The organism is Staphylococcus sp. HMSC069D12, from assembly GCF_001810405.1.
Lineage (GTDB): Bacteria > Bacillota > Bacilli > Staphylococcales > Staphylococcaceae > Staphylococcus > Staphylococcus haemolyticus.
Genome location: NZ_KV801132.1, coordinates 85,600 through 108,592, shown reverse-complemented (window position 1 = coordinate 108,592; position 22,993 = coordinate 85,600). Strand labels below are relative to the sequence as shown.

The 22,993-nt window shown below is 32.1% G+C and carries 18 protein-coding genes and 1 pseudogene; 12 read left to right on the top strand and 7 right to left on the bottom strand.

Annotation, left to right across the window (positions count from 1 at the left end):
• Window positions 1–179 precede the first annotated feature (179 nt).
• The gene (locus HMPREF2737_RS10650) at window positions 180–1,847 is read left to right on the top strand and encodes a formate--tetrahydrofolate ligase (RefSeq protein ID WP_037551056.1); all 1,668 of its coding nucleotides are present in this window, start codon (window positions 180–182) and stop codon (window positions 1,845–1,847) included.
• A gap of 142 nt (window positions 1,848–1,989) precedes the next feature.
• On the opposite strand, the gene HMPREF2737_RS10645 is transcribed toward HMPREF2737_RS10650, so the two are convergent.
• Window positions 1,990–2,904, bottom strand: a complete 915-nt coding sequence (locus tag HMPREF2737_RS10645; protein ID WP_037551097.1) for a biosynthetic peptidoglycan transglycosylase — start codon at window positions 2,902–2,904, stop codon at window positions 1,990–1,992.
• A gap of 383 nt (window positions 2,905–3,287) precedes the next feature.
• On the opposite strand from HMPREF2737_RS10645, the gene tyrS reads away from it, so the two are divergent.
• The 3 genes and pseudogenes from tyrS (at window position 3,288) to HMPREF2737_RS10630 (ending at window position 6,672) form a co-directional block, all read left to right on the top strand.
• The gene (gene tyrS / locus HMPREF2737_RS10640; protein ID WP_011275493.1) at window positions 3,288–4,550 is read left to right on the top strand and encodes a tyrosine--tRNA ligase; all 1,263 of its coding nucleotides are present in this window, start codon (window positions 3,288–3,290) and stop codon (window positions 4,548–4,550) included.
• 203 nt (window positions 4,551–4,753) lie between these two features.
• On the top strand, window positions 4,754–5,143 hold the full coding sequence (locus tag HMPREF2737_RS10635; protein WP_229664813.1) for a MarR family transcriptional regulator: 390 nt from the start codon (window positions 4,754–4,756) through the stop codon (window positions 5,141–5,143).
• A 119-nt stretch (window positions 5,144–5,262) separates the two neighbouring features.
• Window positions 5,263–6,672 (top strand): annotated as a pseudogene (locus HMPREF2737_RS10630) (DHA2 family efflux MFS transporter permease subunit).
• Window positions 6,673–6,751: 79 nt separating this feature from the next.
• On the opposite strand, the gene HMPREF2737_RS10625 reads toward HMPREF2737_RS10630, so the two are convergent.
• A complete protein-coding gene (locus HMPREF2737_RS10625) occupies window positions 6,752–8,029 on the bottom strand; it encodes a S1C family serine protease (RefSeq protein ID WP_037551055.1) in 1,278 nt (425 codons plus the stop codon).
• A gap of 167 nt (window positions 8,030–8,196) precedes the next feature.
• Here HMPREF2737_RS10625 and HMPREF2737_RS10620 point away from each other — a divergent pair, with 167 nt between their 5' ends.
• The 3 genes from HMPREF2737_RS10620 to HMPREF2737_RS10610 all read left to right on the top strand — a co-directional run bounded on the left by HMPREF2737_RS10620 (window position 8,197) and on the right by HMPREF2737_RS10610 (window position 11,967).
• Window positions 8,197–8,820: a lysophospholipid acyltransferase family protein gene (locus HMPREF2737_RS10620; RefSeq protein WP_037551054.1), complete on the top strand. Its 624-nt coding sequence runs from the start codon at window positions 8,197–8,199 to the stop codon at window positions 8,818–8,820.
• 334 nt (window positions 8,821–9,154) lie between these two features.
• The gene (nagE, locus tag HMPREF2737_RS10615) at window positions 9,155–10,618 is read left to right on the top strand and encodes an N-acetylglucosamine-specific PTS transporter subunit IIBC (protein ID WP_037551053.1); all 1,464 of its coding nucleotides are present in this window, start codon (window positions 9,155–9,157) and stop codon (window positions 10,616–10,618) included.
• A 224-nt stretch (window positions 10,619–10,842) separates the two neighbouring features.
• A complete protein-coding gene (locus tag HMPREF2737_RS10610) occupies window positions 10,843–11,967 on the top strand; it encodes an HAD family hydrolase (RefSeq protein ID WP_037551052.1) in 1,125 nt (374 codons plus the stop codon).
• Between the two features lie 128 nt (window positions 11,968–12,095).
• Here HMPREF2737_RS10610 and serA read toward each other — a convergent pair whose 3' ends face one another.
• The 3 genes from serA to HMPREF2737_RS10595 form a co-directional block, all read right to left on the bottom strand.
• Window positions 12,096–13,694: a phosphoglycerate dehydrogenase gene (gene serA, locus HMPREF2737_RS10605; protein WP_037551051.1), complete on the bottom strand. Its 1,599-nt coding sequence runs from the start codon at window positions 13,692–13,694 to the stop codon at window positions 12,096–12,098.
• Window positions 13,684–14,844 carry a pyridoxal-phosphate-dependent aminotransferase family protein gene (locus HMPREF2737_RS10600; protein ID WP_037551050.1) on the bottom strand — a complete coding sequence of 387 codons (1,161 nt, stop codon included), beginning with the start codon at window positions 14,842–14,844 and terminating at the stop codon, window positions 13,684–13,686. Before HMPREF2737_RS10600 ends, serA begins: the two co-directional genes overlap by 11 nt.
• A gap of 115 nt (window positions 14,845–14,959) precedes the next feature.
• Window positions 14,960–15,400 (bottom strand): OsmC family protein, encoded by a 441-nt coding sequence (locus HMPREF2737_RS10595; protein WP_037551049.1) that lies wholly within the window; start codon window positions 15,398–15,400, stop codon window positions 14,960–14,962.
• Window positions 15,401–15,478: 78 nt separating this feature from the next.
• Between HMPREF2737_RS10595 and HMPREF2737_RS10590 the strand changes: the two genes are divergently transcribed.
• Window positions 15,479–16,225, top strand: coding sequence for a glycerophosphodiester phosphodiesterase (locus tag HMPREF2737_RS10590; RefSeq protein ID WP_037551048.1), 747 nt, complete (start codon window positions 15,479–15,481; stop codon window positions 16,223–16,225).
• A gap of 72 nt (window positions 16,226–16,297) precedes the next feature.
• Here HMPREF2737_RS10590 and rpsD read toward each other — a convergent pair whose 3' ends face one another.
• Window positions 16,298–16,900 carry a 30S ribosomal protein S4 gene (gene rpsD / locus HMPREF2737_RS10585; protein WP_011275505.1) on the bottom strand — a complete coding sequence of 201 codons (603 nt, stop codon included), beginning with the start codon at window positions 16,898–16,900 and terminating at the stop codon, window positions 16,298–16,300.
• 224 nt (window positions 16,901–17,124) lie between these two features.
• The gene (locus HMPREF2737_RS10580; RefSeq protein ID WP_037551047.1) at window positions 17,125–17,592 is read right to left on the bottom strand and encodes a GAF domain-containing protein; all 468 of its coding nucleotides are present in this window, start codon (window positions 17,590–17,592) and stop codon (window positions 17,125–17,127) included.
• Window positions 17,593–17,721: 129 nt separating this feature from the next.
• Here HMPREF2737_RS10580 and ezrA point away from each other — a divergent pair, with 129 nt between their 5' ends.
• The 4 genes from ezrA to HMPREF2737_RS10560 all read left to right on the top strand — a co-directional run bounded on the left by ezrA (window position 17,722) and on the right by HMPREF2737_RS10560 (window position 22,965).
• The gene (gene ezrA, locus HMPREF2737_RS10575) at window positions 17,722–19,416 is read left to right on the top strand and encodes a septation ring formation regulator EzrA (protein WP_037551046.1); all 1,695 of its coding nucleotides are present in this window, start codon (window positions 17,722–17,724) and stop codon (window positions 19,414–19,416) included.
• A gap of 370 nt (window positions 19,417–19,786) precedes the next feature.
• The gene (locus HMPREF2737_RS10570) at window positions 19,787–20,923 is read left to right on the top strand and encodes a cysteine desulfurase family protein (RefSeq protein ID WP_037551045.1); all 1,137 of its coding nucleotides are present in this window, start codon (window positions 19,787–19,789) and stop codon (window positions 20,921–20,923) included.
• Window positions 20,924–22,147 carry a tRNA uracil 4-sulfurtransferase ThiI gene (gene thiI / locus HMPREF2737_RS10565; protein ID WP_037551044.1) on the top strand — a complete coding sequence of 408 codons (1,224 nt, stop codon included), beginning with the start codon at window positions 20,924–20,926 and terminating at the stop codon, window positions 22,145–22,147.
• Window positions 22,148–22,188: 41 nt separating this feature from the next.
• A complete protein-coding gene (locus HMPREF2737_RS10560; protein ID WP_037551043.1) occupies window positions 22,189–22,965 on the top strand; it encodes a sulfite exporter TauE/SafE family protein in 777 nt (258 codons plus the stop codon).
• Window positions 22,966–22,993: the final 28 nt, after the last annotated feature.

Genomic DNA, 22,993 nt, shown 5'->3' with positions numbered 1-22,993 from the left:
GCAGATTTATCATAAAATTAAGTTGAATTTTACACAAATCATTGGAAACGCTCTCAAAAATTCGACATCGCTTACATTGTTAGTTATTATTAATATGTAAGATTAAAAGAAACCTTAAGCAACTGATTTGAGGTATTCTTACATAAATCAAATTATAATTAACAAGGGGTTGAAATAAGTTGGCACATTTATCAGATTTAGATATTGCTAATCAATCAGAACTAAAACCTATTGGAGAAATCGCTGAAAAAGCTGGAATCCCAGCAGACGCTTTAGAACAATATGGTCACTATAAAGCTAAGATTGATATCAATCAAATCAAACCAAAAGACAACAAAGGGAAAGTCGTTTTAGTAACTGCAATGAGTCCAACACCAGCAGGTGAAGGTAAATCTACAGTTACTGTTGGATTATCTGATGCGTTCAACGAATTAAAGAAAAATGTAATGGTAGCTTTACGTGAACCAGCATTAGGACCTACATTTGGTATTAAAGGTGGGGCAACTGGTGGAGGTTATGCGCAAGTATTACCAATGGAAGATATTAACTTACACTTCAATGGTGACTTCCACGCGATTACTACTGCAAATAATGCTTTATCTGCATTTATCGATAATCACATCCATCAAGGTAATGAATTAGGCATTGATGTACGTCGTGTTGAATGGAAACGTGTATTAGACATGAACGACCGTGCATTACGTCATGTAAATGTTGGTTTAGGTGGACCTACTAACGGTGTACCTCGTGAAGATGGTTTCAATATTACAGTTGCCTCAGAAGTAATGGCAATCTTATGTTTGGCTCGTAATATTAATGACTTAAAAGAAAAAATTAGCCGTATTACTATTGGTTACACTCGTGATCGTAAACCAGTTACAGTTGCAGACTTAAAAGTTGAAGGCGCATTAGCAATGATTCTTAAAGATGCTATTAAACCTAACTTAGTTCAAACTATTGAAGGTACACCTGCATTAGTTCATGGTGGACCATTCGCTAACATTGCACATGGTTGTAACTCAATTTTAGCTACTGAAACAGCACGTGATCTTGCAGACATCGTTGTAACAGAAGCAGGATTCGGTTCAGACCTTGGTGCTGAAAAATTCATCGACATTAAAGCTAGAGAAGCTGGCTTTGAACCTTCAGCAGTAGTTTTAGTTGCAACAGTTCGTGCCCTTAAAATGCATGGTGGCGTAGCTAAAGATGACTTAAAAGAAGAAAATGTTGAAGCAGTTAAAGCAGGTATTGTTAACTTAGAACGTCATGTTAACAATATCCGTAAATTTGGTGTTGAACCAGTTATCGCATTAAATGCATTTATTCATGATACAGATGCTGAAACTGAAGCAGTAAAAGCTTGGGCTAAAGAAAATAACGTTAGAATCGCTTTAACTGAAGTATGGGAAAAAGGCGGTAAAGGTGGCGTTGAATTAGCTAACCAAGTACTTGAAGTTATTGAACAACCAAATGATTTCAAATTCTTATATGATTTAGATCAATCATTAGAAGAAAAAATTGAAACAATCGTTAAAGATATCTATGGTGGTTCTTCAGTTACATTTAGTAAAAAAGCTAAAAAACAACTAAAAGAATTTACTGACAATGGTTGGGGTCAATATCCAATCTGTATGGCTAAAACTCAATATTCATTCAGTGATGATGCAACTTCTTTAGGTGCTCCAACTGATTTTGATATTACTATTAGAGAATTAGAGGCTAAAACAGGTGCAGGATTTATTGTTGCATTAACAGGTGCAATCATGACTATGCCTGGATTACCTAAAAAACCAGCTGCATTAAATATGGACGTTACAGAAGACGGCCATGCAGTAGGCTTATTCTAGTAGACTGAAGTACCGACTATCATAATGTATTATTATGTTACGTTGAAAACTGCCGACAAAGCGCAAAACTTTGTCGGCAGTTTTTTTATGAATTTGTTTTTGAAACAAAATATAAATTTAATTAAATAAGACATTTTATCAATTATGCAGATTGATTATTATTCAATTGCGGTTTTGTAAGTAAATGGTCATAGATATGATAACGTTTAGCGTGTCGGTATTCCTCTTTATCGATTACACCTTCAACAAGCATTCGTTTTAATACATAGTGTTGACGATCAACACTGATTTTGACTTCTTTATAAGTTTTTAATTCACCATTTTCTTCATACGGTGTATACATATACGGGCTTTGTAATAAACCAATTAGGTAAGCAGACTGTGCAATATTTAAATCTTTCGGTGGAATACCGAATAAACTATAAGACGCTGACGCAATACCTGTAATATTGTTACCTTCATAATCTCTACCGAAAGGTACAATATTTAAATATGTATAGATGATTTCATTTTTTGACAATAAATTTTCAAGCCGCATTGCTAAAATAAGCTCATTTGCTTTTCGACTATATGTTTTTTTACTTGAAAGCACTTGGTTTTTTACTAGTTGTTGAGTAATTGTACTACCACCAGTACTTTGATCAAGATTAAATATATCTTGTATCATTGCTCGTACGAGTGCTTTTGGAAGGATACCTTTATGTTTATAAAACATGGTATCCTCGGAAGAGGTAAGGGCTTTAATGACATTTGGATTGACGTGTTTAGGACCTACTATTAGAGAGTTCTCAGATTTATCATATTCACTTAAGACATCAGAATTTTCATGATTTATTAAATCGTCACCTGCAAAATGCAAGACTTTCTGTTTTAATTCACGATCGCTTATTTTAGACGATTCATGCGTTAAATGATTGAAATAAATAACTGTACCTATAAATCCTATTAAACATATAAATAACCCAACACTAAATAATCCTACAATTGCATGTTTCTTTTTTTTGTAGGACTTTTCAAATGAATTAAACTTAGTATCTCTATTAATGTTGGTTAACATCTCTTTCACCTTAAGCCTCTTGAAATTTAAATATAGTATACCATAATCACTGATTTGACTTTTATATTTTTAATACTTATAATTAATTACAATTCAATATATTTTGGATAAGAGGACAAGTAATATATTTGTGATTTCCAGAGAGTTAGTGGTAGCTGTGAACTAATAGTTGCACTTATATGAATACACCTCATTATGAATTGTCCAACGTTTATTAATGAACGTATCATTGATAGAGTGAATAGCAATATGCTATTTAAGTATGGTGGTAACGTGCTCAAGCGCCCTTACATTTAACGATGTATGGGTGCTTTTTATTTTTCATAAATAGAGTATAGATTACTAAATATTAAAAATAAAATCTTTGTTTAGGAGGAATATTGATGTCAAACGCTTTAATTGAAGAGTTACAATGGAGAGGTTTAATTTATCAACAAACAGATGAAAGTAGCATTGAAGAATTATTAAATAAGGAACAAATTTCTTTATATTGTGGTGCTGACCCTACTGCTGATAGTCTGCATATTGGTCATTTGCTTCCCTTTATGACTCTAAGACGTTTCCAAGAACATGGTCATCGACCTATCGTTCTAATTGGTGGGGGAACTGGTATGATTGGTGATCCATCCGGTAAATCTGAAGAACGTATACTACAAACAGAAGACCAAGTAGAGGCTAACGTTGAGGGTATTAGTGCTCAAATGCATAAATTATTTGAATTTGGTACGGATAAAGGTGCCATTTTAGTTAATAACAAAGATTGGTTGAGTCAAATCTCATTAATTAGTTTCCTAAGAGATTATGGTAAACATGTTGGTGTGAACTACATGTTAGGTAAAGATTCTATTCAATCTCGCCTTGAGAATGGCATATCTTACACTGAATTCACTTATACTATACTTCAAGCTATCGACTTTGGTCATTTAAACCGTGAATTAAATTGTAAATTACAAGTTGGTGGTTCAGATCAATGGGGTAATATAACTAGTGGTATTGAATTAATGCGACGTATGTATGGACAAACTGAAGCATATGGTTTAACAATTCCTTTAGTTACGAAATCGGATGGTAAGAAATTTGGTAAATCAGAATCAGGTGCTGTATGGTTAGACGCTGACAAAACAAGTCCTTATGAATTTTACCAATTTTGGATTAATCAATCAGATGATGATGTCATTAAATTCTTGAAATACTTCACATTTTTAGATAAAGATGAAATTAATCGTCTCGAAGAATCTAAAAATCAAGAACCTCATTTAAGAGAAGCGCAAAAAGCCTTAGCGGAGAATGTTACAGAATTTATTCATGGTAAAGAGGCATTAGATGATGCCATTCGTATTTCTAAAGCTTTGTTTAGCGGCGATTTAAAATCATTATCAGGCAAAGAATTAAAAGAAGGTTTCAAAGATGTTCCTCAAGTTGAATTATCAACTGAAACTTCAAATATTATTGATGTCTTAATTGAAACAGGCATTGCGACGTCTAAACGCCAAGCACGTGAGGATGTTAATAACGGTGCTATTTATATTAATGGGGAAAGACAACAATCAGTAGACTATGAATTAAGCAATGAGGATAAAATAGATGATGAATTTACAATCATTCGTCGTGGTAAGAAAAAATATTTCATGGTTAACTATAAATAATAAGTTTAATTTTATTGGCAATGTAGCGAAATCTTATAGACTTTGCGCATTGCCCTTTTTATGAAAATAAATAAAGTACGGGTATAATAAATGTGTTATAAAGATTAAAAAGAAGTGATGAAATGACTAATAATAAAGAAGAAATTTTAATGAGTAGCTTTAGAGATTTGTTTAATAAAATAGGTTAGCTAAATAAAGATAAAATGGAACGAGCACTTAATGTGTTCAAATCATCTGAAGTTCATTGCGTTGAAGTGATTAAAGAATATCAGAATCCCAATGTACAATATTTAGCGAATAAGCTATTTATGACAAGAGGTGCAATTAGTAAATTAACAAAACGTTTGCAGCAAAAAAGTTTAATTGAAAGTTTTAAAAGTAAAGACAATAAAAAAGCAATATATTTTAAGTTAACTGCACAGGGTGAAAGCGTTTATCAAATTCACTCTGAATTACATGAATCGTTTCAAAATAGAGATCAAAGTGTTTTTGACAGCATGACAGAAGATGAATTTAATAATATGATGACCTTCATTAATAGGTATCATCAACATTTGGATCAACTAATCGAACAAGAGAAAAGATCATTATAAGAGATTAAACTAAAAAACTCGCTTACAGGTTAAGCGAGTTTTTTTGTTATATATTGTTGACAAGGAAACAAAAAGAGAGTGTATATTGTTGACGTGGAAACAATATGTAGGAGGAATGTATGTCAAAATTAAATGATAGTCTAGTATCGAGAGAAATTATGATAGCTGCTTGGGCAATAGCATTAGGGGCTATAGCACCTATGTTAGATTCAACAATGATTAATATAGCAATCAAACAACTTAACAACGCATTTAATACTACTATTGAAATCACTCAGTGGGGTATAACAGGATATGTCCTTGCTTTAGCGCTAGTTATTCCAATTGCAGGATGGCTGGTCAATCAATTTAATGGGAAGTATGTATTTATAGGAGCCTCAATTCTATTTGGAATTACATCTGTATTAGCTGGTATTAGTTGGAATGTAGAGAGTTTTATTGTGTTCAGAATTATTCAAGGATTGTCTGCGGGCATAATTACAACGTTAATGTTCACGCTATTGATTAAGACAACGGGTCAAGACCATATTGGGAAAGTCATGGCTGTCGTAAGTGCACCTATGATATTCGGGCCCATCATGGGACCAGTCATTGGTGGATTTGTAATTCATATTGTGTCTTGACGCTGGATGTTCTTTATTAATGTCTTAGTCGTAATCATCGCCATATTATTGCAAATAAAATATTTACCGAACTTTGTCGCTTTTAATAAAAGTAAGTCTATTGACATGTTAAGAATCATATTGCTAGGTCTTATCAGTATATCAACCATATACGGTTTAACAAAAGCAAGTGATTACCATAGTTTTTATAATAGAACTACTATTCTTCTTCTGATTATTGGTTGTATTATGATACTTATGTATTATATTCATAATAAAGTTAAAAATGATAATACCATTATGCCGTTATCACTCTTTAGTAAGGGAAATTATACAGCACCATTTATAGGCTTATTTCTCTCGAACATAGGTATCAAGGGACCTATGGTCATAATTCCGTTATATTTTCAGACATTTAAGCATTACACTCCTATTGAAGCAGCTCTAGCACTTATACCACAGGGAATTGGAATGCTTATTACAAGACCATACATGGGGATATTGATCGATCAATATGGAGCGAAATGGGTGGTTTTAGTCAGTGTTATAATCTCGATGTTTGGATCAATACCTTTATTATTTATTACAGATCATACTAGTATCATTGCTCTATCTATTATCTTGTTTTTAAGAGGATGTAGTGTTGGAGGCATTAATTTAGGTTTAACTACTGATGCATATATGGGCATTAAAGAAAGCGTATTAGCTGAAGCGGCTGTGGGAATTAATATGATTGAAAATATTGGTTCAAGTTTTGGAACAGCTTTTATTGCAACAATTCTTTTAGTTGTAATAAATCAATTAGGTAATTCCTTGACACACAGTATTATCGCTTATCATGCTGGATTCTTAGTATCAGTCATTACATTAATTTTAATTATTGTTCCAGCTTTATTTCTTACTAATAAGTCAAAGGCGACAATATAAGCAATAATACGTCCAGTAATTGATTTTGATTAATCATATACTGGCCGTATTTGTGTATTATGTTCTTTTGTTAGAAAAACTATTGTATAAATTGACTGTTTCGACTATTGTCTGATTCAGAGTCAGATGATTGAGTAGATGATATATCGGACTGGCTTTTTAGCTTAACATTAACTGTTAGCGTTTTTCCATCTCGTATAACAGTTAGTTTAGCAGTCTCACCAGGCTTTTTATTTTGATACAGATAAGTTCTTAAATCAGTATCTTCTTTTACAGTTTTATTATCTATTTTAGTAATGATATCGCCTGTTTTTAATTCACTTGAGCGACTTACTTTAGCAACATAAATACCATCATCACGATCTGTGTTTAATTCTTTTTTATAAGAATCAGGAATATCACTTAAATTTAGTAAACCAATTCCTATAGAAGGGCGTTCAATTTTACCGTTTTTAACAAGTTGTTCAATAGTTACTTTAACTTCATTACTTGGAATAGCAAAACCAATACCTTCTACTTGCTCAGCGGCTATTTTCATAGAGTTGATACCAACCAAGTTACCATTAATATCTACTAATGCACCACCAGAGTTACCAGGGTTTATTGCAGCATCAGTTTGCAAGACGTTAACTTTAGTACCTCCAGAAGTAGTATCTGACTCAATTGTACGCTCATTTGCTGAAATAATTCCAGAAGTAACTGAATTAGCAAATTCCAAACCTAGAGGATTACCCATAGCGAATACACTATCCCCAGTTTGCACTTTTGAAGAATTTGCAAATTTAATTGATTTGATACCCTTAGTATTATCTATTTTTAAGACAGCTATATCTGATACAGTATCCTTCCCAATTAACTTCGCTTTAACTTGTTTACCACTATGCAATTGCACTTTAATCTCGGATGCACCACTTATTACATGGGTGTTTGTCACAATGTAAGCAGAATTATTATTAATTTGATAGATTACACCTGAACCAATACCTGCTTCTTCAGATTCGGATGACGATTTACCTTGTAAAAAATCTTCTAGACCATTAGCTTTTTGCATATTAATGACACCAACTATCGCAGGTGATACATCTTTAATCATTGCATTAACAGATTTATATTTATCACTTTTTCCGTCTAATACATTTCCACCTTTACTATTATTGGCTTCTTGAACTTGGGCACCACCATTATCTATTCCAACTAATCCCATTATTTTACTTGCACCTAAGACAAGTAAAGCACCTATCACACCAGCAATTAATGCAACGATAATTGTTTTAAACCATGGGAATTTAGGTTTTCCAGGTTGAGGTTGCTGATAGTTGTTATAATTTGATTGATTCTCTTGATTAAATTCAGACATTTTTAACCTCCATTATAATATTAACCCTTTATTTAATTATGAAAGGTTTAATCAAATATTGCCAGTAATCCACTATCAGACTTTAGATGTATCTTTTGATAAGTTGTTCATATATAAGGATAATGATAAAATCAATAAAGTATAGAAATCAATAAGCAGGTGACATAATGTATCAATTTATAAGTAGACTATTAGATTTTATATTAGTTAAAATGGCTAAATCATTATATGTTATTGGGAAGGAGAACATTCCTAAAGATAACAAATACGTAGTAACATGTACTCATGAAAGTTATAATGAAGTGATCATGTTAGGTATGGCATTAGTTCCTAATGAAATTCATTACATGGCTAAAAAAGAATTATTTAATAATAAATGGTTTGGTCAATTTTTAACTTCATTGAATGCTTTTCCTGTTGACCGTGAAAATCCAGGACCAAGTACATTGAAAAGACCAGTTAATTTGTTAAAAGAAAATAAAACTGTTGGTATCTTCCCAACGGGACATCGTACATCAGCTGAAGGGGCTCCATTAAAAAGAGGCGCTTCAACTATTGCAATGTTAGGCAAAGCGCCAATTTTACCAGCAGCCTATGTTGGACCTAAAAAATTACTTGGTTTAATTACAGGTCAGGCACTTATTAAATTTGGTGAGCCAATTTATCAATCAGATATTCCTAAAAATTTAAAAAGAAATGAAAAAATAGATTATTTAACACATGAAATTGAAAGACGTACAGCCCAATTACAAAAAGAACTACACTTAATTCAAGGTAGTCTAGATAAATAAATTATAGTAACTAATTAACAATAAACACTCTATTTAATGACTCAAATAGTTATTTTAATAGGGTGTTTTTGTTTTTAAATATACACTTAATTAATCTCAGTGAATTTAATACGAGACTTTTATTCTTATAAATTTATTTAAAATTAAAATTTTACATTTATAGGTTGAAGAGCTTTAGCGTGTTAGATACCTGTATGCTTATTATATTTTTAAAATGATTTAAAATCGACACATCAAAAGCGCTTACATATATGGTAAATTAGTTATGGAACTATATACATATCTTAGTTATATTTAAATTATTTGAATAATATCTGTTTTGGGAGTGAGTGAAATGTTTAAATTTTTTCAAAATTTAGGGAGATCCTTAATGCTACCAGTAGCTGTTTTACCCGCTGGCGCAATAATCGTTGGAATTGGTAATTTGCTTAAAGCATTAAATATATTACCAACAGTGTCATTATTCTTCACTACGGTAGGGAATGCAATACTAGGCCAACTAGGGCTGATCTTTGCAATTGGCGTTGCGATTGGTATGGCAAAGAAAAATGATGGTGCAGTCGCATTAGCGAGTGCTTTGGGATTTGCACTGGTCGTTAAAGTATTATCTCCTGAGTTAGTAGCACCATTATTTAATATAAAAGAGAGTGCTGTAAACGACGGATTTAGTAAGATGGATAATTCAAATGTGTTTATTGGTATTATAATAGGACTAATTGCAGCATACTGTTATAACAAATTCAGTGATGTGGAATTACCTACAGCGTTATCATTCTTTAGTGGTAAGCGATTAGTTCCAATTATGACAGTATTCTATTGTACTTTTTTAATTGTGATTTTATTATTCGCATGGCCATTTATATATTCAGCTATAGTGGCATTTGGTGAATGGTTAGTTGGTTTTGGACCATTCGGTGCATTCCTATACGGCTTCTTTAACCGACTATTAATTCCTACTGGGCTTCACCATGCATTAAATGCTGTGTTCTGGTTTGATACAACAGGAATTAACGATATCGGTAAATTCCAAACTGGACAAGATGCAATCAAAGGTATTACTGGTCGATATCAAGCAGGGTTCTTCCCAATTATGATGTTTGGTATGCCAGCTGCAGCGTTGGCGATGTATCACACCGCTGAATCTTCTCAGAAAAAACAAGTATATGGTTGGTTTATAGCAAGTTCCATTTCTGCATTTATGGTTGGTGTAACTGAACCGATTGAATTTGCATTTATGTTTGTTGCACCGGTATTATTTGTAATCCATGCATTATTAACCGGTTTGTCATTATTTATAGCTGCTTTATTTCATTGGACAGCAGGATTCTCATTTAGTGCAGGTTTAATTGATTACGCATTATCACTAATTAATCCAGTGGCTAATCATCCGTTAATGATTTTAGTTCAAGGCATTGTATTCTTCGTTTTATATTACTTTATCTTTAGATTTGTCATTAAAATCTTTAACCTCAACACAATTGGTCGTGGTGACAATTTATTAGCTGATCCAACTGCTAATACAACTGAGAAAGATGGGGCTGAAACTACAAGTAAAAGCAAATATCATCACACAGCAAGTCAAATCTTAGAAGGATTAGGTGGTAGTGAAAATATTACTACATTGACCAATTGTGCTACTAGATTAAGAATGGAATTAAAGGATAATTCTATTATTGACGAACAAAAAATTAGAAATGCAGGAGCGGTTGGGGTAACCAAAAATGGTCAACACTCAGCACAAGTTATAATTGGCACTCATGTACAGCAGGTCGCAGATGAAATTGAAAAGCAAATGTAAAATTTATAATTTCATTTTTTAAATGTATTAAGACAGACAAAATATGTCTTACTGATTTGATAAGATATAACCATATTGAGAAATATGTGTTGTTCAATTAGCTGATGAATTTTAGGAGGCTACCTAGAATTCATCAGTTTTTTATTATAGTTTTATTGACATTGAGATATAAGACGTTAAGATTATAAGTATCAGAATATTCAAAAATAATGGAGCGAAAAGTCATGAAATCAATTTTATTTGATGTAGACGGTGTATTCTTAAGTGAGGAACGTTGTTTCGATACGTCTGCTTTAACTATAGATGCGTTACTTAAAAGTGAACATTTTTTAGGTTTAGATAAATCATTTAAATTAAATACATTAAGTTACGAAACTATAAATAATATTCGCAGTAAAGTATTTAATAATGATATAATTCTTAATCGATTAAAATCAATGGGATTAAATTCAAATTGGGATATGTTATTTGTCGTTTTTTGCATACATTTTATCCATTTAATGAAGCAATTTACCTTTCAACAAATTAAAGACATTATAGAAGATAATCAATTTTCAGCTAGAAGTATTCAAGACATTCAGTCATTGATCAATAAAGATTTTAAAATCGATTATGAACTTCCTATGAATTTTATTAATCATAGTCAAGGTGGTAAAAATAATATTTATGCTGAGTTAGAACAATATGCTAAGAAAGAATTAAATGTTAATGATGCGCGTTTGTTTAAACTTAAAGGACCTCTATGGTTTGTTGCAAGAGATTTATACCAAGAATTATACTTGGGTTCTGAATTATTTGAACAAGTTGAAGAAAAGACTTCTATTCTTGATGGCATTAATGGTTTTATTTATCACGAAACTGTTCTTAGACCTATTGAAGAGATAAAGTCATTACTTAAATCTCTTAAAGAGAGAGGTTATCATCTTGCAATAGCTACAGGTAGACCTAGAACTGAGACATTAGTTCCATTTGAATCTTTAGGTTTAAAAGCGTTCTTTTCAGATAATCACATTGTTACTGCAAGTGATGTTATGGAAGCTGAAAATGAATATCCTGAATTTATACCTCTAGGTAAGCCTAATCCTTTTTGCTATATAGCTACTCTATATGGAAATAACAAGGAGAATTATAAACAATTCATTACTCAACAAGATCAAATTGTAAATAAAGAAGATGTAATCATTGTTGGTGACTCACTGGCTGATTTATTCTGTGCTAAACAAATAGGTGCTACTTTTATAGGTACATTAACAGGATTAAAAGGGCAAGAGGCTCATAAAGAATTGAAGCATCATGAAGCGGATTATATTTTTGATCATATAGGTTTAATTAAAAGTATTTTATTGTAAGGTTAATTCACCATAAATTGATATTAAATCATTAGTATTAATACGCCCCTCAATGATGAAGTAAAATTCATCATTGAGGGGCATTATTATTTCAAGTAGTTATAGTAGTGAATCTTTAAAAAGATTAGTTATTTGACTGAAAGTGTAGTTCCATATATTTTATCGAAACCACCCACATCATATAGTTCATTGATAATATCCTCAGTAACAGGTTGATCAATTGATAATACCATCATCGCTTGGCCTCCTTGTACATTTCTGCCAAGTGACATTGATGCAATATTAATATTATGATTACCTAGTAGCTGACCAGTTAAACCGACCATACCAGGCTTGTCACCATGATAAGAAACAAGTTGGTAGGAATTAGGTTTAAAGTCAACAGAGTAATCATTAATACGTACAATACGAGCACCAAAGCCAGCTATGACAGTGGCACCAATTTTTACTTCTTCCGTATCACTAACTAAATGAACTTGAATATAATTACTAAAAGTACCTTGTGATGCTCTTTTTTCAACGTTACGTGTTACACCTTGTTCATTTAAAAGTGCAAAAGCATTAATGATATTAATACGATCTCCTAAATCCTGTTGCAAAATTTGTTTTACAATTGAGCGTGTAATTAAGTCAGTTTCTTGTTTAGCGACATCACCATTAAAAGTCACCTTGATTTCTCTTGGTGCACCTTCAATTAATTGAATTGCTAATTCACCAGATAACTCACCTATTTCAATCCATTGTTGTGTTATTTCATCTATATCATTGAAACTAATTTTTGGGGCATTGACTGCGTGCGTTACATTACCGTTTTCCAGTATATCTATAATTTCTTCTGACACTGATACTGCAACTTTCTCTTGAGCCTCAATAGTTGATGCACCTAAGTGTGGCGTAACAATGATTTTATCATGCTCAATTAATGGTGAATTGGTAGGGGGTTCATGTTCAAATACGTCTAATGCAGCACGTGCGATCTGATTGTTATTTAGTGCATTTAATAAATCATCTTCATTGATGATACCGCCTCTTGCGACGTTAATAATTTGCAATGTTGGCTTTGCTTTTGAAAAGAAATCAGCATTCACAATACCTCTTGTTTTAGGTGTTAATGGCGTATGAACTGTTACAAAATCAGCTTGTCTAGCTATTTCATCTATAGTAGCAAGTTTAACGCCTAATTGCTGTGCTTTATCTTCCGTAAGATAAGGGTCATAAGCTAATACTTTCATACCGAAACTTTGAAGTCGTTGTGCTACACCAATACCTATTCGTCCTGCACCTATGACACCTAATATTTTGTGGTAAAGTTCAACACCCTTAAATGCTTTTCTATTCCATTCCTTATTTTTTAAAGATGCATGCGCTTGAGGAATATTTCTAGCCATCGCTAAAATCATAGCTACTGAATGTTCAGTTGCAGAAATAGTATTACCATCAGGTGCATTAATAACTAAAATACCTTGGAGAGTAGCAGCATCAATATCAATATTGTCAACGCCAACACCAGCACGAGCGATAACTTTCAATTTATTAGCCTTTTCAATGATTTGTTGAGTGACTTGCGTCTGACTACGAACAATTAACCCCTCGTAATTATCTATAATATCTAATAATGATTGTTCATCCAAATTAGTTTTAAAATCGACGTTAAAATCAGAATGGTTTAATAAACTTTGTAATCCATCTGTTGAAATAGGGTCTGACACTAGAATATTATGCTTCACTATGAATCACCTCTGAAAATTTTGTTAAGCCTTTCCCAATATAATTCGTTTGACGGTAATCTGTAAGTATAATCTCTAAAGCACTTATAACTGATAGCATATCGAAAGGTGAGACTTTACCCATATGTCCGATACGTAAAATCTTTCCTTTCAATTTACCTTGACCACCAGCAATTGTAATATTAAATCTTGTTTTTAAAGTTGATTTAATATGAGTTAATTCATCTTTGGATGTTGGTATGAACGATGTTACCGTTGGGGAAGCGAAATCATCTTCTACTAGAAGTTCTAAATCTAATGCATTTAAAGCTGATCTTAGACCGTCTCTAATAATATAGTGACGTTTGATGGTATTTTCAAACCCTTCAGAATGAATTAATTCGGCATAAGCGTTTACAGCTCTAAATAACCCGACATTTGGTGTAAAAGGAGTAGAATCTTGTTGAAGTGAGTCAAAGTATTTATTTAAATTTAAGTAAAAGCGTGGTGTAGTCACTTCCTTAAAACGTTTCAACGCACGATCATTAAAAGCAACGAATGCTAGTCCAGGTGGCAACATAATTGCTTTTTGACTTCCAGAAACTAACACATCTATGTTGTCACGTTCTAAATTAACATCTACAGCACCAATACAACTCACACCGTCTACAACAAAGTAGATATCTTGATCGAATGTTTTCAATGCTTTACCAAGTTCACCTACAGGATGTAGGACAGCTGTTGACGTTTCGCAGAATTGAGTAAATACAGCACTGATTTGATGATTTAAATTGTTAAGATATGTTATGAATTCTTTAACATCAATGGGTTGTCCCCATTCCACATTATATATGTATACATTTTCATAGTATGTTTCAGCAATTTGTTTAAAGCGTTTGCCAAAGGCGCCTGACACTATAACGACAAAATGATCATCAGGATTAACTATATTTAACATACTTGCTTCTAAGACACTAGTGCCACTTGATGTTAAAATCATAACTTCATTTTCTGTACCAAAAATGGGTTTTAAATTGTTAAATGCTTTTTTAGCTATAGATTCAAAATCTGGTGAACGGTGACCAACCATAGGTAAACCTAAAGCATGATTGATTTCCTTTGGAACTGGAGTAGGTCCTGGTGTTAATAAAAGTGGTTCATAATAATTCATTAAATTTCCTCCCACGGTATAAGATTTAATCATTTTACCAAATATTCTGATAATTTAAAAGAGCAATCACCATGTTTATATGAGATTCATGGTGAAACTAGCGCAATTTTAACAATTATTGAATTGACGCTTGAATTTTAATTTCTACATTATTACGTATAGAATTCGAAATCATACAATTATTATCGGCTATTTCTAATAATTTAGGAAGTCGTTTCTCAAGACTTTCTTTGTGTTCTGCAGTCACTGAAATTTTAGGATAATGTGTTATTGTTGCCATTTTAAACTTACCATTCTCGAATAGGGCAGTACCCACTGAATCATTTATCAGATCGATGTCGGTAAATTTTGCTCTTTCTAATGTTGCTGCCAATGAGATGATATAACAAGACGATGCTGCTGATACTAATAATTCATCAGGATTTGTACCTACTCCATTACCACCAAGCGGTGCAGGTATAGAAATTTGTTCGGAAATAATGTCTCCATTAACAGTTCCAACTTCTTCTCTTCCACCACGCCATTTTGTTTGTACTTTAAAATCATGCTTAACCATTTATGTTTAACCTCCACTTATAATATGGTAATTTAAGTGTAGTTTAAAGTGTGACATAATTAAAGAAAGGTGACTTTTATGAAAATTAATAAACCTAATCAAGCATTTCAAATAGTTGCTCATCGTGGTTTATCGAATCAATTTCCAGAAAATACTCTTGTTGGTTTTAAGGCGGCTTTAATGCAACATGTTGATATGTTAGAAATAGATGTACATTTCAGCAAAGACAATCATTTAGTTGTTATACATGATGACACTATTAATCGAACTTCAAATGGTGAAGGAAAAGTAAAAGACTATACACTTGAAGAATTGTTAACATTTGATTTTGGAGTAAAACATGATAAATCCTTTCAAAATACTAAGATTTCGACATTTGAAGAGGTGTTATCCTTAATTAAAAATTTTTCAAAAAAGTTACTTATTGAGATTAAAGTTCCACATCAATATCCCGGAATAGAAACAGCTGTATTGAATGCTTTAGAAATATATAAAGTTCCTAAACATAAGGCAATCATTCAATCTTTTGATGAAGATTGTGTGAAACGTTTAAACTCAATGGATAGTGAGTATCAATTGGGGTTGCTTATTAGTAGAAAGAAATATTGGTATAAATCTCCAAACTTTGAAGAAATATCTGATTATGCAAATTTTATTAATCCTAATTACAAATTAGTTAATTCTAAATTTATAAAAAATGCACATAGTCAATCATTGAAGGTTATTCCATATACTGTGAATAAACCGAAAGATGTTAAAAAACTTATCAATCTTGGCGTAGATGGCATTATTTCTGATCTACCAGAGGATATCTTTAGAATATAAAATCACTTTGATCATCTATGAATAAAAAACCACCCATTCCATAAGGAAGGGTGGTTGTTCATTATCATGAACTTATCTTGAGTAGTACTCAACGATTAATTGTTCATTAATTTCAGCTGGTAATTCGCTACGTTCAGGGAAGCGTACGAAAGTACCTTTTAAGCTATCTGCATCAAAGTCTAAGTATTCTGGTACGAAATTATTAATTTCAACAGATTCTTTGATGATGTCTAAGTTTTGTGATTTTTCACGTACAGTGATAACTTGACCAGGTTTTAATGAATATGATGGAATATCAACACGACGACCATCAACTTCAACGTGACCGTGACCAACTAATTGACGTGCTTGACGACGAGTACGAGCTAAACCTAATGAATAAACAACTGCGTCTAAACGACTAGCTAATAAAATCATGAAGTTTTCACCATGTACACCGTGTTGTTTACCAGCGATGTCAAATGTGTTACGGAATTGTCTTTCAGTCATTCCATATAAATAACGTAATTTTTGTTTTTCACGTAATTGTAAACCATATTCTGATAATTTTTTACGTTGGTTTGGACCGTGTTGTCCTGGTGCGTAAGGACGTTTTTCTAATTCTTTACCAGTACCGCTTAATGAGATACCTAAACGACGAGATTTTTTCCAGTTTGAACCTCTGAATCGAGCCATATTAAGACTCCTCCTTTTTCTTTTTTGTTGTTATGAATAAACAAAAAAGAGTGTTGCATGCCCAATAGGATATGTTGTTTTATGTGTCTTCACCTTATAGCGTCAGTTACGCGACACGTCCTCATCGGGAACAACATAGAGCTCATTGATATGCAACTGCTATTTTCGTTAATTCACACAAAGTTCATTGTAACAGTATTTTACAAAGTGTCAATACTTTTTAGTTATTTAGTTAGCTGTTTTTCAAGAACTTTGACAATAACTTCTAAACCTTCCTTGTCTTCATTAGTAAATCGATCTGTGATAGGTGCATCAATATCTAGAACCCCAATTATTTCATCATTGACATGAATTGGAATAACTATTTCTGATTTACTGTTTGCATCGCAAGCAATGTGTCCTGGGAACGCGTGTACATCTTTAACTAACTGAGTTTTATCTTCTGCAACTGCAGTACCACAGACACCTTTGCCAATTGCAATATGAACGCAAGCTGGATGACCTTGAAAGGGTCCAAGAATAAGTTCTTCATTTTCAATAAGATAAAAACCAACCCAATTAATTTGATCTAAATTATCATTTAATATAGCTGATGTATTGCTTAGAATTGCGATAAAGTTCTGTTCGTCTTCGATTAAACTTTGAAGCTGTTTCGTTAATAAATTATAATTTGTTTCTTTTATTATTGGCATATGCTTACCTCATTTTGTTATTTTTAATAAATTATAAATGGAAAAATTTATTCTATCAATTCATTCATTTACTAGTTTAATGAAAGCGGTATTTGCGTTATAATAATGATAACATAGGAGGAGAATGAGATGGTTTTATACACAATATTAGCAATAATTATCATTGTTTTAATCATTGTAGGAATCATGTTTTATTTACGTTCTAACAAACGAAAAATTGTTGAAGAAGCTGAAGAACGTAAGTTAAAAGTTCAAAGATTACCTTTTGAAGAAAATTTAAAACAACTTTCTGAATTAAATTTAAAAGGGGAAACTAGAACAAAATATGATGCCTTTAAGAGAGACACCTTAGACTATACAAATAACTATTTAGCACCCGTAGAGGAAAAAATCCACGATGCTGAAATTCAACTTGATAAGTTTCAATTTTCTGGAGCTCAAAGTGATATTGACGATGCACATGAATTAATGGATAAATATGAAGCTGGGTATCAACAACAAGTTGAAGATGTTAATGAAATTGTATCTTTACATAAGGAAAATGAACAAGTTTATGAAAAGTGCAAGACTAATTATCGAGAAATGAAGCGTGATGTGTTAGCTAACAGACATCAGTTCGGCGATGCAGCTTCACCACTTGAAAAAAGAATTGAATCATTTGAGCCAGAACTTGTACAGTATGAAGAACTTAAAGAAGAAGGTAATTACGTTCAAGCACACAACCACATTATGGGTCTAAATGAATCTATGAATGAAGTCCAAAAGTATATGGATGAAATTCCAGAATTAATTAGAGAAGCTCAAAAAGAACTACCTGGGCAATTTCAAGATTTAAAATATGGTTGTCGTGACTTAAAGATGAACGGTTATGATCTAGATCACGTTAAAATCGATGGTACGCTACAAAGCTTAAAGACAGAGTTGAATTTTGTAGAACCTATGATCAGTCGTCTTGAGTTAGATAATGCAAACGATAAACTTGAACAAATTAATGATAAGCTTGATGAAATGTATGATTTGATTGAGCATGAAGTTAAAGCTAAAAATGAAGTGGAAGAAACTAAAGAACAAATTACTGATGAATTGTTTAAAGCACGAGAGATGAATTACACATTACGTACAGAAATTGACTATATTCGTGAAAATTATTTCATTAATGAAAGCGATGTTCATAGCATTAGACAACATGAGAACGAAATTCAAAATTTAGTAGCAGTATATGATGAAATTCTTAAAGAAATGGCTAAATCTGCTGTACGTTACAGCGAAGTTAAAGACAACTTAGAATATTTAGACGATCACGTTAAAGTAATTAATGAGAACCAAGAAAAATTACAAAATCATCTTATTCAATTGAGAGAGGATGAAGCTGAGGCAGAAGATAATCTGTTAAGAATTCAATCTAAAAAAGAAGAAGTTTATCGCCGACTTTTAGCTTCAAATTTAACAAGTGTACCTGAAAGATTCATTATTATGAAAAATGAAATTGACCATGAAGTTCGTGAAACTAATGATCAATTTAGTGAACGTCCAATTCACGTTAAACAACTTAAAGATAAAGTTGCCAAAATTGTTATTCAAATGAATACTTTTGAAGATGAAGCAAATGATGTATTGGTGAATGCCGTATACGCAGAACGTTTAATTCAATATGGTAACCGTTATCGTAAAGATCATAATAATGTAGATAAGAGTTTAAACGAAGCAGAACGCTTGTTTAAAAATAATCGTTACAAACGATCAATTGAAATTTCAGAACAAGCACTTGAAAGTGTAGAACCTGGAATTACTAAATATATTGAAGATGAGGTAGCCAAAGGTTAATTTCGCTTGTCATATTGACAATAAACATTTATAACTTTGGTAAGTAATAAATGTTAGGTTAAAGCAAATAAATAGTAGTCTATTTTGAGGTGGGACAATGAATTCGTAATGAATTCTGTCCCATCTTTTTTGATTTATTTAAACTTATATAAAGTTATTGAAATTAAGGGGGGTTACTTAAATTCGGAACGCTTAATAAATAATGCTAAATAAGTTTTCAACTCAAAATCATTTAATTTGAGTCCGACGCCTTTTATTTTTATTTAAAAATAGTATAATGCTTTAGTATCTATTTTTGAATAATATGTCTATAAACGATAAATTTACAAAGGGTAAATAATTTAATAGTGAATGAAAGAGAGTGTTTTAAGTGATCTATTTTGATAATGCAGCCACTACTAAGCCTCATAAAGATGTACTCGATTCATTTAATAAAGTAAATGAAACTGTTTATTTCAATCCAAATAGTCCTCACAAGTGGGGCTTGCAAGCGGAGAAGGTGCTTCTACAAGCAAAGGAACGTATATCTTCAATGTTATCTATAGGACAAAATACAGATGTTATTTTCACAAGTGGTGCCACTGAATCGAATAATATAGCTTTAAAAGGTATTGCTTATCGTAAAAAGCAATTTGCAAATGAAATTATTACTTCCGTTTTAGAACATCCATCCGTCTTAGAAGTGATGAGATATTTAGAAGAAGATGGGTTTGTCTTAAAATATGTTGATGTTAATGCGAATGGTCGTGTTGATATTGAACATTTAGCTTCATTGATGAATGATAAGGTCGGCCTTGTTTCTTGTATGTATGTGAATAATATTATGGGACAAATTCAACCTATTGATGAAATAGTGAACATATTAAAAGAATATCCTAAAGCACATTTACACGTTGATGCAGTTCAAGCTTTGGGAAAGGTAACAATGAACCTTGAAGGTGTTAATAGTGTAAGCTTTAGTGGCCATAAATTTAATGGACTTAAAGGACAAGGTCTCCTATTAATTGACAATAAAGATAAATTAGAGCCTATTGTTCATGGCGGAGGACAAGAATACGGCGTAAGAAGTGGAACAGTGAACTTGCCAATGAATGTGTCACTAGTGAAAGCAATAACTTTAGCAATGGATAATTTAAATGAACGTAATCAACGATTAAGTGATTATAACCATGAATTACGTGAATTTTTAAAAGAGTTTAGAGGTGTATATATCAATTCTCCTATGGATTGTGCACCGCAAATATTAAATATTGCGTTTCCAGGTGTGAAAGGTGAGGTCTTAGTTAATGCATTTTCTAAATTGGATATCATGGTTTCAACTACAAGCGCTTGCTCATCTAAAAGAGAGAAACTAAATGAAGTTTTAATGTCAATGGGACTTCCGGATAATAAAATTGAAGGAAGTATTAGATTATCCTTAGGAGATATGACTACTCAAGAAGATATTGATCAATTTAAAGTGAAATTTGGAACAATATACAAAGAAATTAAGGAGTTGTTAAAGTAAATGGAGTTTGATCATTTATTAGTTAGATATGGTGAACTGACTTTAAAAGGAACAAATCGGAAAAAGTTTGTAAATGCTTTGAAAGATAACGTTATTAAGTCTTTACAAACTATAGAAGGAACACATGTTAAAGGTAAGAGAGATAGAATGTATATCTCATTAACTGAAAAAGCGGATGCACAAGAGGTAATCAATCGCTTAACTAAAATATTTGGTATTAAATCTATTAGTCCTGTTCATAAAACATCTCAAGAATTAGATGAAATAAAAAAATTATGTGTTGATTTAGCTCAAGATTTTAAACCGGGAGAGACATTCAAAATTGATGTTAAACGTGTAGATAAGTCATTTCCAATGGACACATATGCTTTACAACGTGAACTTGGAGGTGCGATTTTACAAGCAACTGAAGATATATCGGTTGATGTGAAACAACCGGATTATAACGTAAGAGTTGAAGTAAGAATGGATGGTGTGTATGTATTCACACAAATTTATGAAGGTGCTGGTGGTTTACCAGTTGGCACTGGCGGTAAAACACTCTTAATGTTGTCAGGAGGCATAGACTCTCCAGTAGCTGGAATGGAAATTATGAAACGTGGTGTTTATATAGAAGCGATTCATTTCCATAGTCCACCTTTCACTAGTGAAAAAGCTAAAGACAAAGTGATTGAACTTACACGTATCCTCTCTGAAAGAGTGGGGCCAATAAAATTGCATATAGTGCCATTTACAGAATTACAAAAACAAATAAATAAAGTAGTTCATCCTAGATACACAATGACATCTACACGTCGCATGATGTTACGTGTAGCGGATATTGTATTAGAAAAAGTTGGGGCTAATGCGATTGTTAACGGTGAAAATTTAGGACAAGTGGCAAGTCAAACATTAAAGAGTATGTACGCAATTAATGATGTGACTTCTACTCCGATTTTAAGACCACTTGTTTCGCTTGATAAGGAAGATATTGTCAAGAAAGCACGAGAGATTGGTACATTTGATGTTTCGATTCAACCTTATGAAGACTGTTGTACTATTTTCACTCCTAAAAATCCTGTAACTGAACCAGATTTTGATAAAGTAATTAAATATGAAAGTGTATTTAACTTCGATGAAATGGTTCAACGTGCAGCAGATAATATTGAAACATTAACGATTAACAAAGATTATAAAAGCGAAAAAGACCAAAACACTGATGCATTAATTGATGAGTTATTCTAAAATGGAGTAATCAAGTATTAAAAACAAAGGGGATATGCATCATGGAGATAACGCTAAATATTATATTGATTATTATAGCATTTGGATTTTTAGCTGCTTTTATCGATGCAGTAGTAGGTGGTGGGGGCCTAATTTCAACACCAGCTCTATTAGCTATAGGAATGCCACCTTCATTGGCCATTGGTACTAACAAATTAGCCAGTTCATTTGGATCGCTTACAAGTGCAATTAAGTTTATACGTTCAGGCAAAGTAGATTTAAATATTGTACTTAAGTTATTTCCATTTGTGTTTATATTTGCAGCAGGCGGTGCTAGTTTAGCTACTATGTTGCCTGCACAAGTTTTAATGCCTTTAATTATCATTATATTGAGCCTTGTACTGATATATACAATTACGAAAAAAGATTGGGGAAATGTGCGCACATTTTCTAAGCTAACAATTGGTAAAGCTGTCATTTTTGTATCTTTAATGTTAATGATTGGCTTTTATGATGGTTTCTTAGGTGGAGGCACTGGCTCTTTTATGTTATTTGTTTTGCTTATGTTTGGATTTGATTTTTTAAGTGCAGCAGGTAATGCGAAAGTCTTAAACTTTGCTTCTAATTTAGGTGCATTAGTTCTGTTTATTATCTTAGGTCAGGTTGATTTTGTGTATGGCTTAATTATGGCTGTAAGTATGATAATTGGTTCATATGTAGGTGCACAATTTGCCATAAGTAATGGTGTTGGTTATGTAAAGATACTTTTTATCATCGTTACAACAGTTCTAATATTGAAAAACACATATGACTACATTTTACAACTACTTCAACATTAGATATGATTTAGTTTTAAATGATTGATTT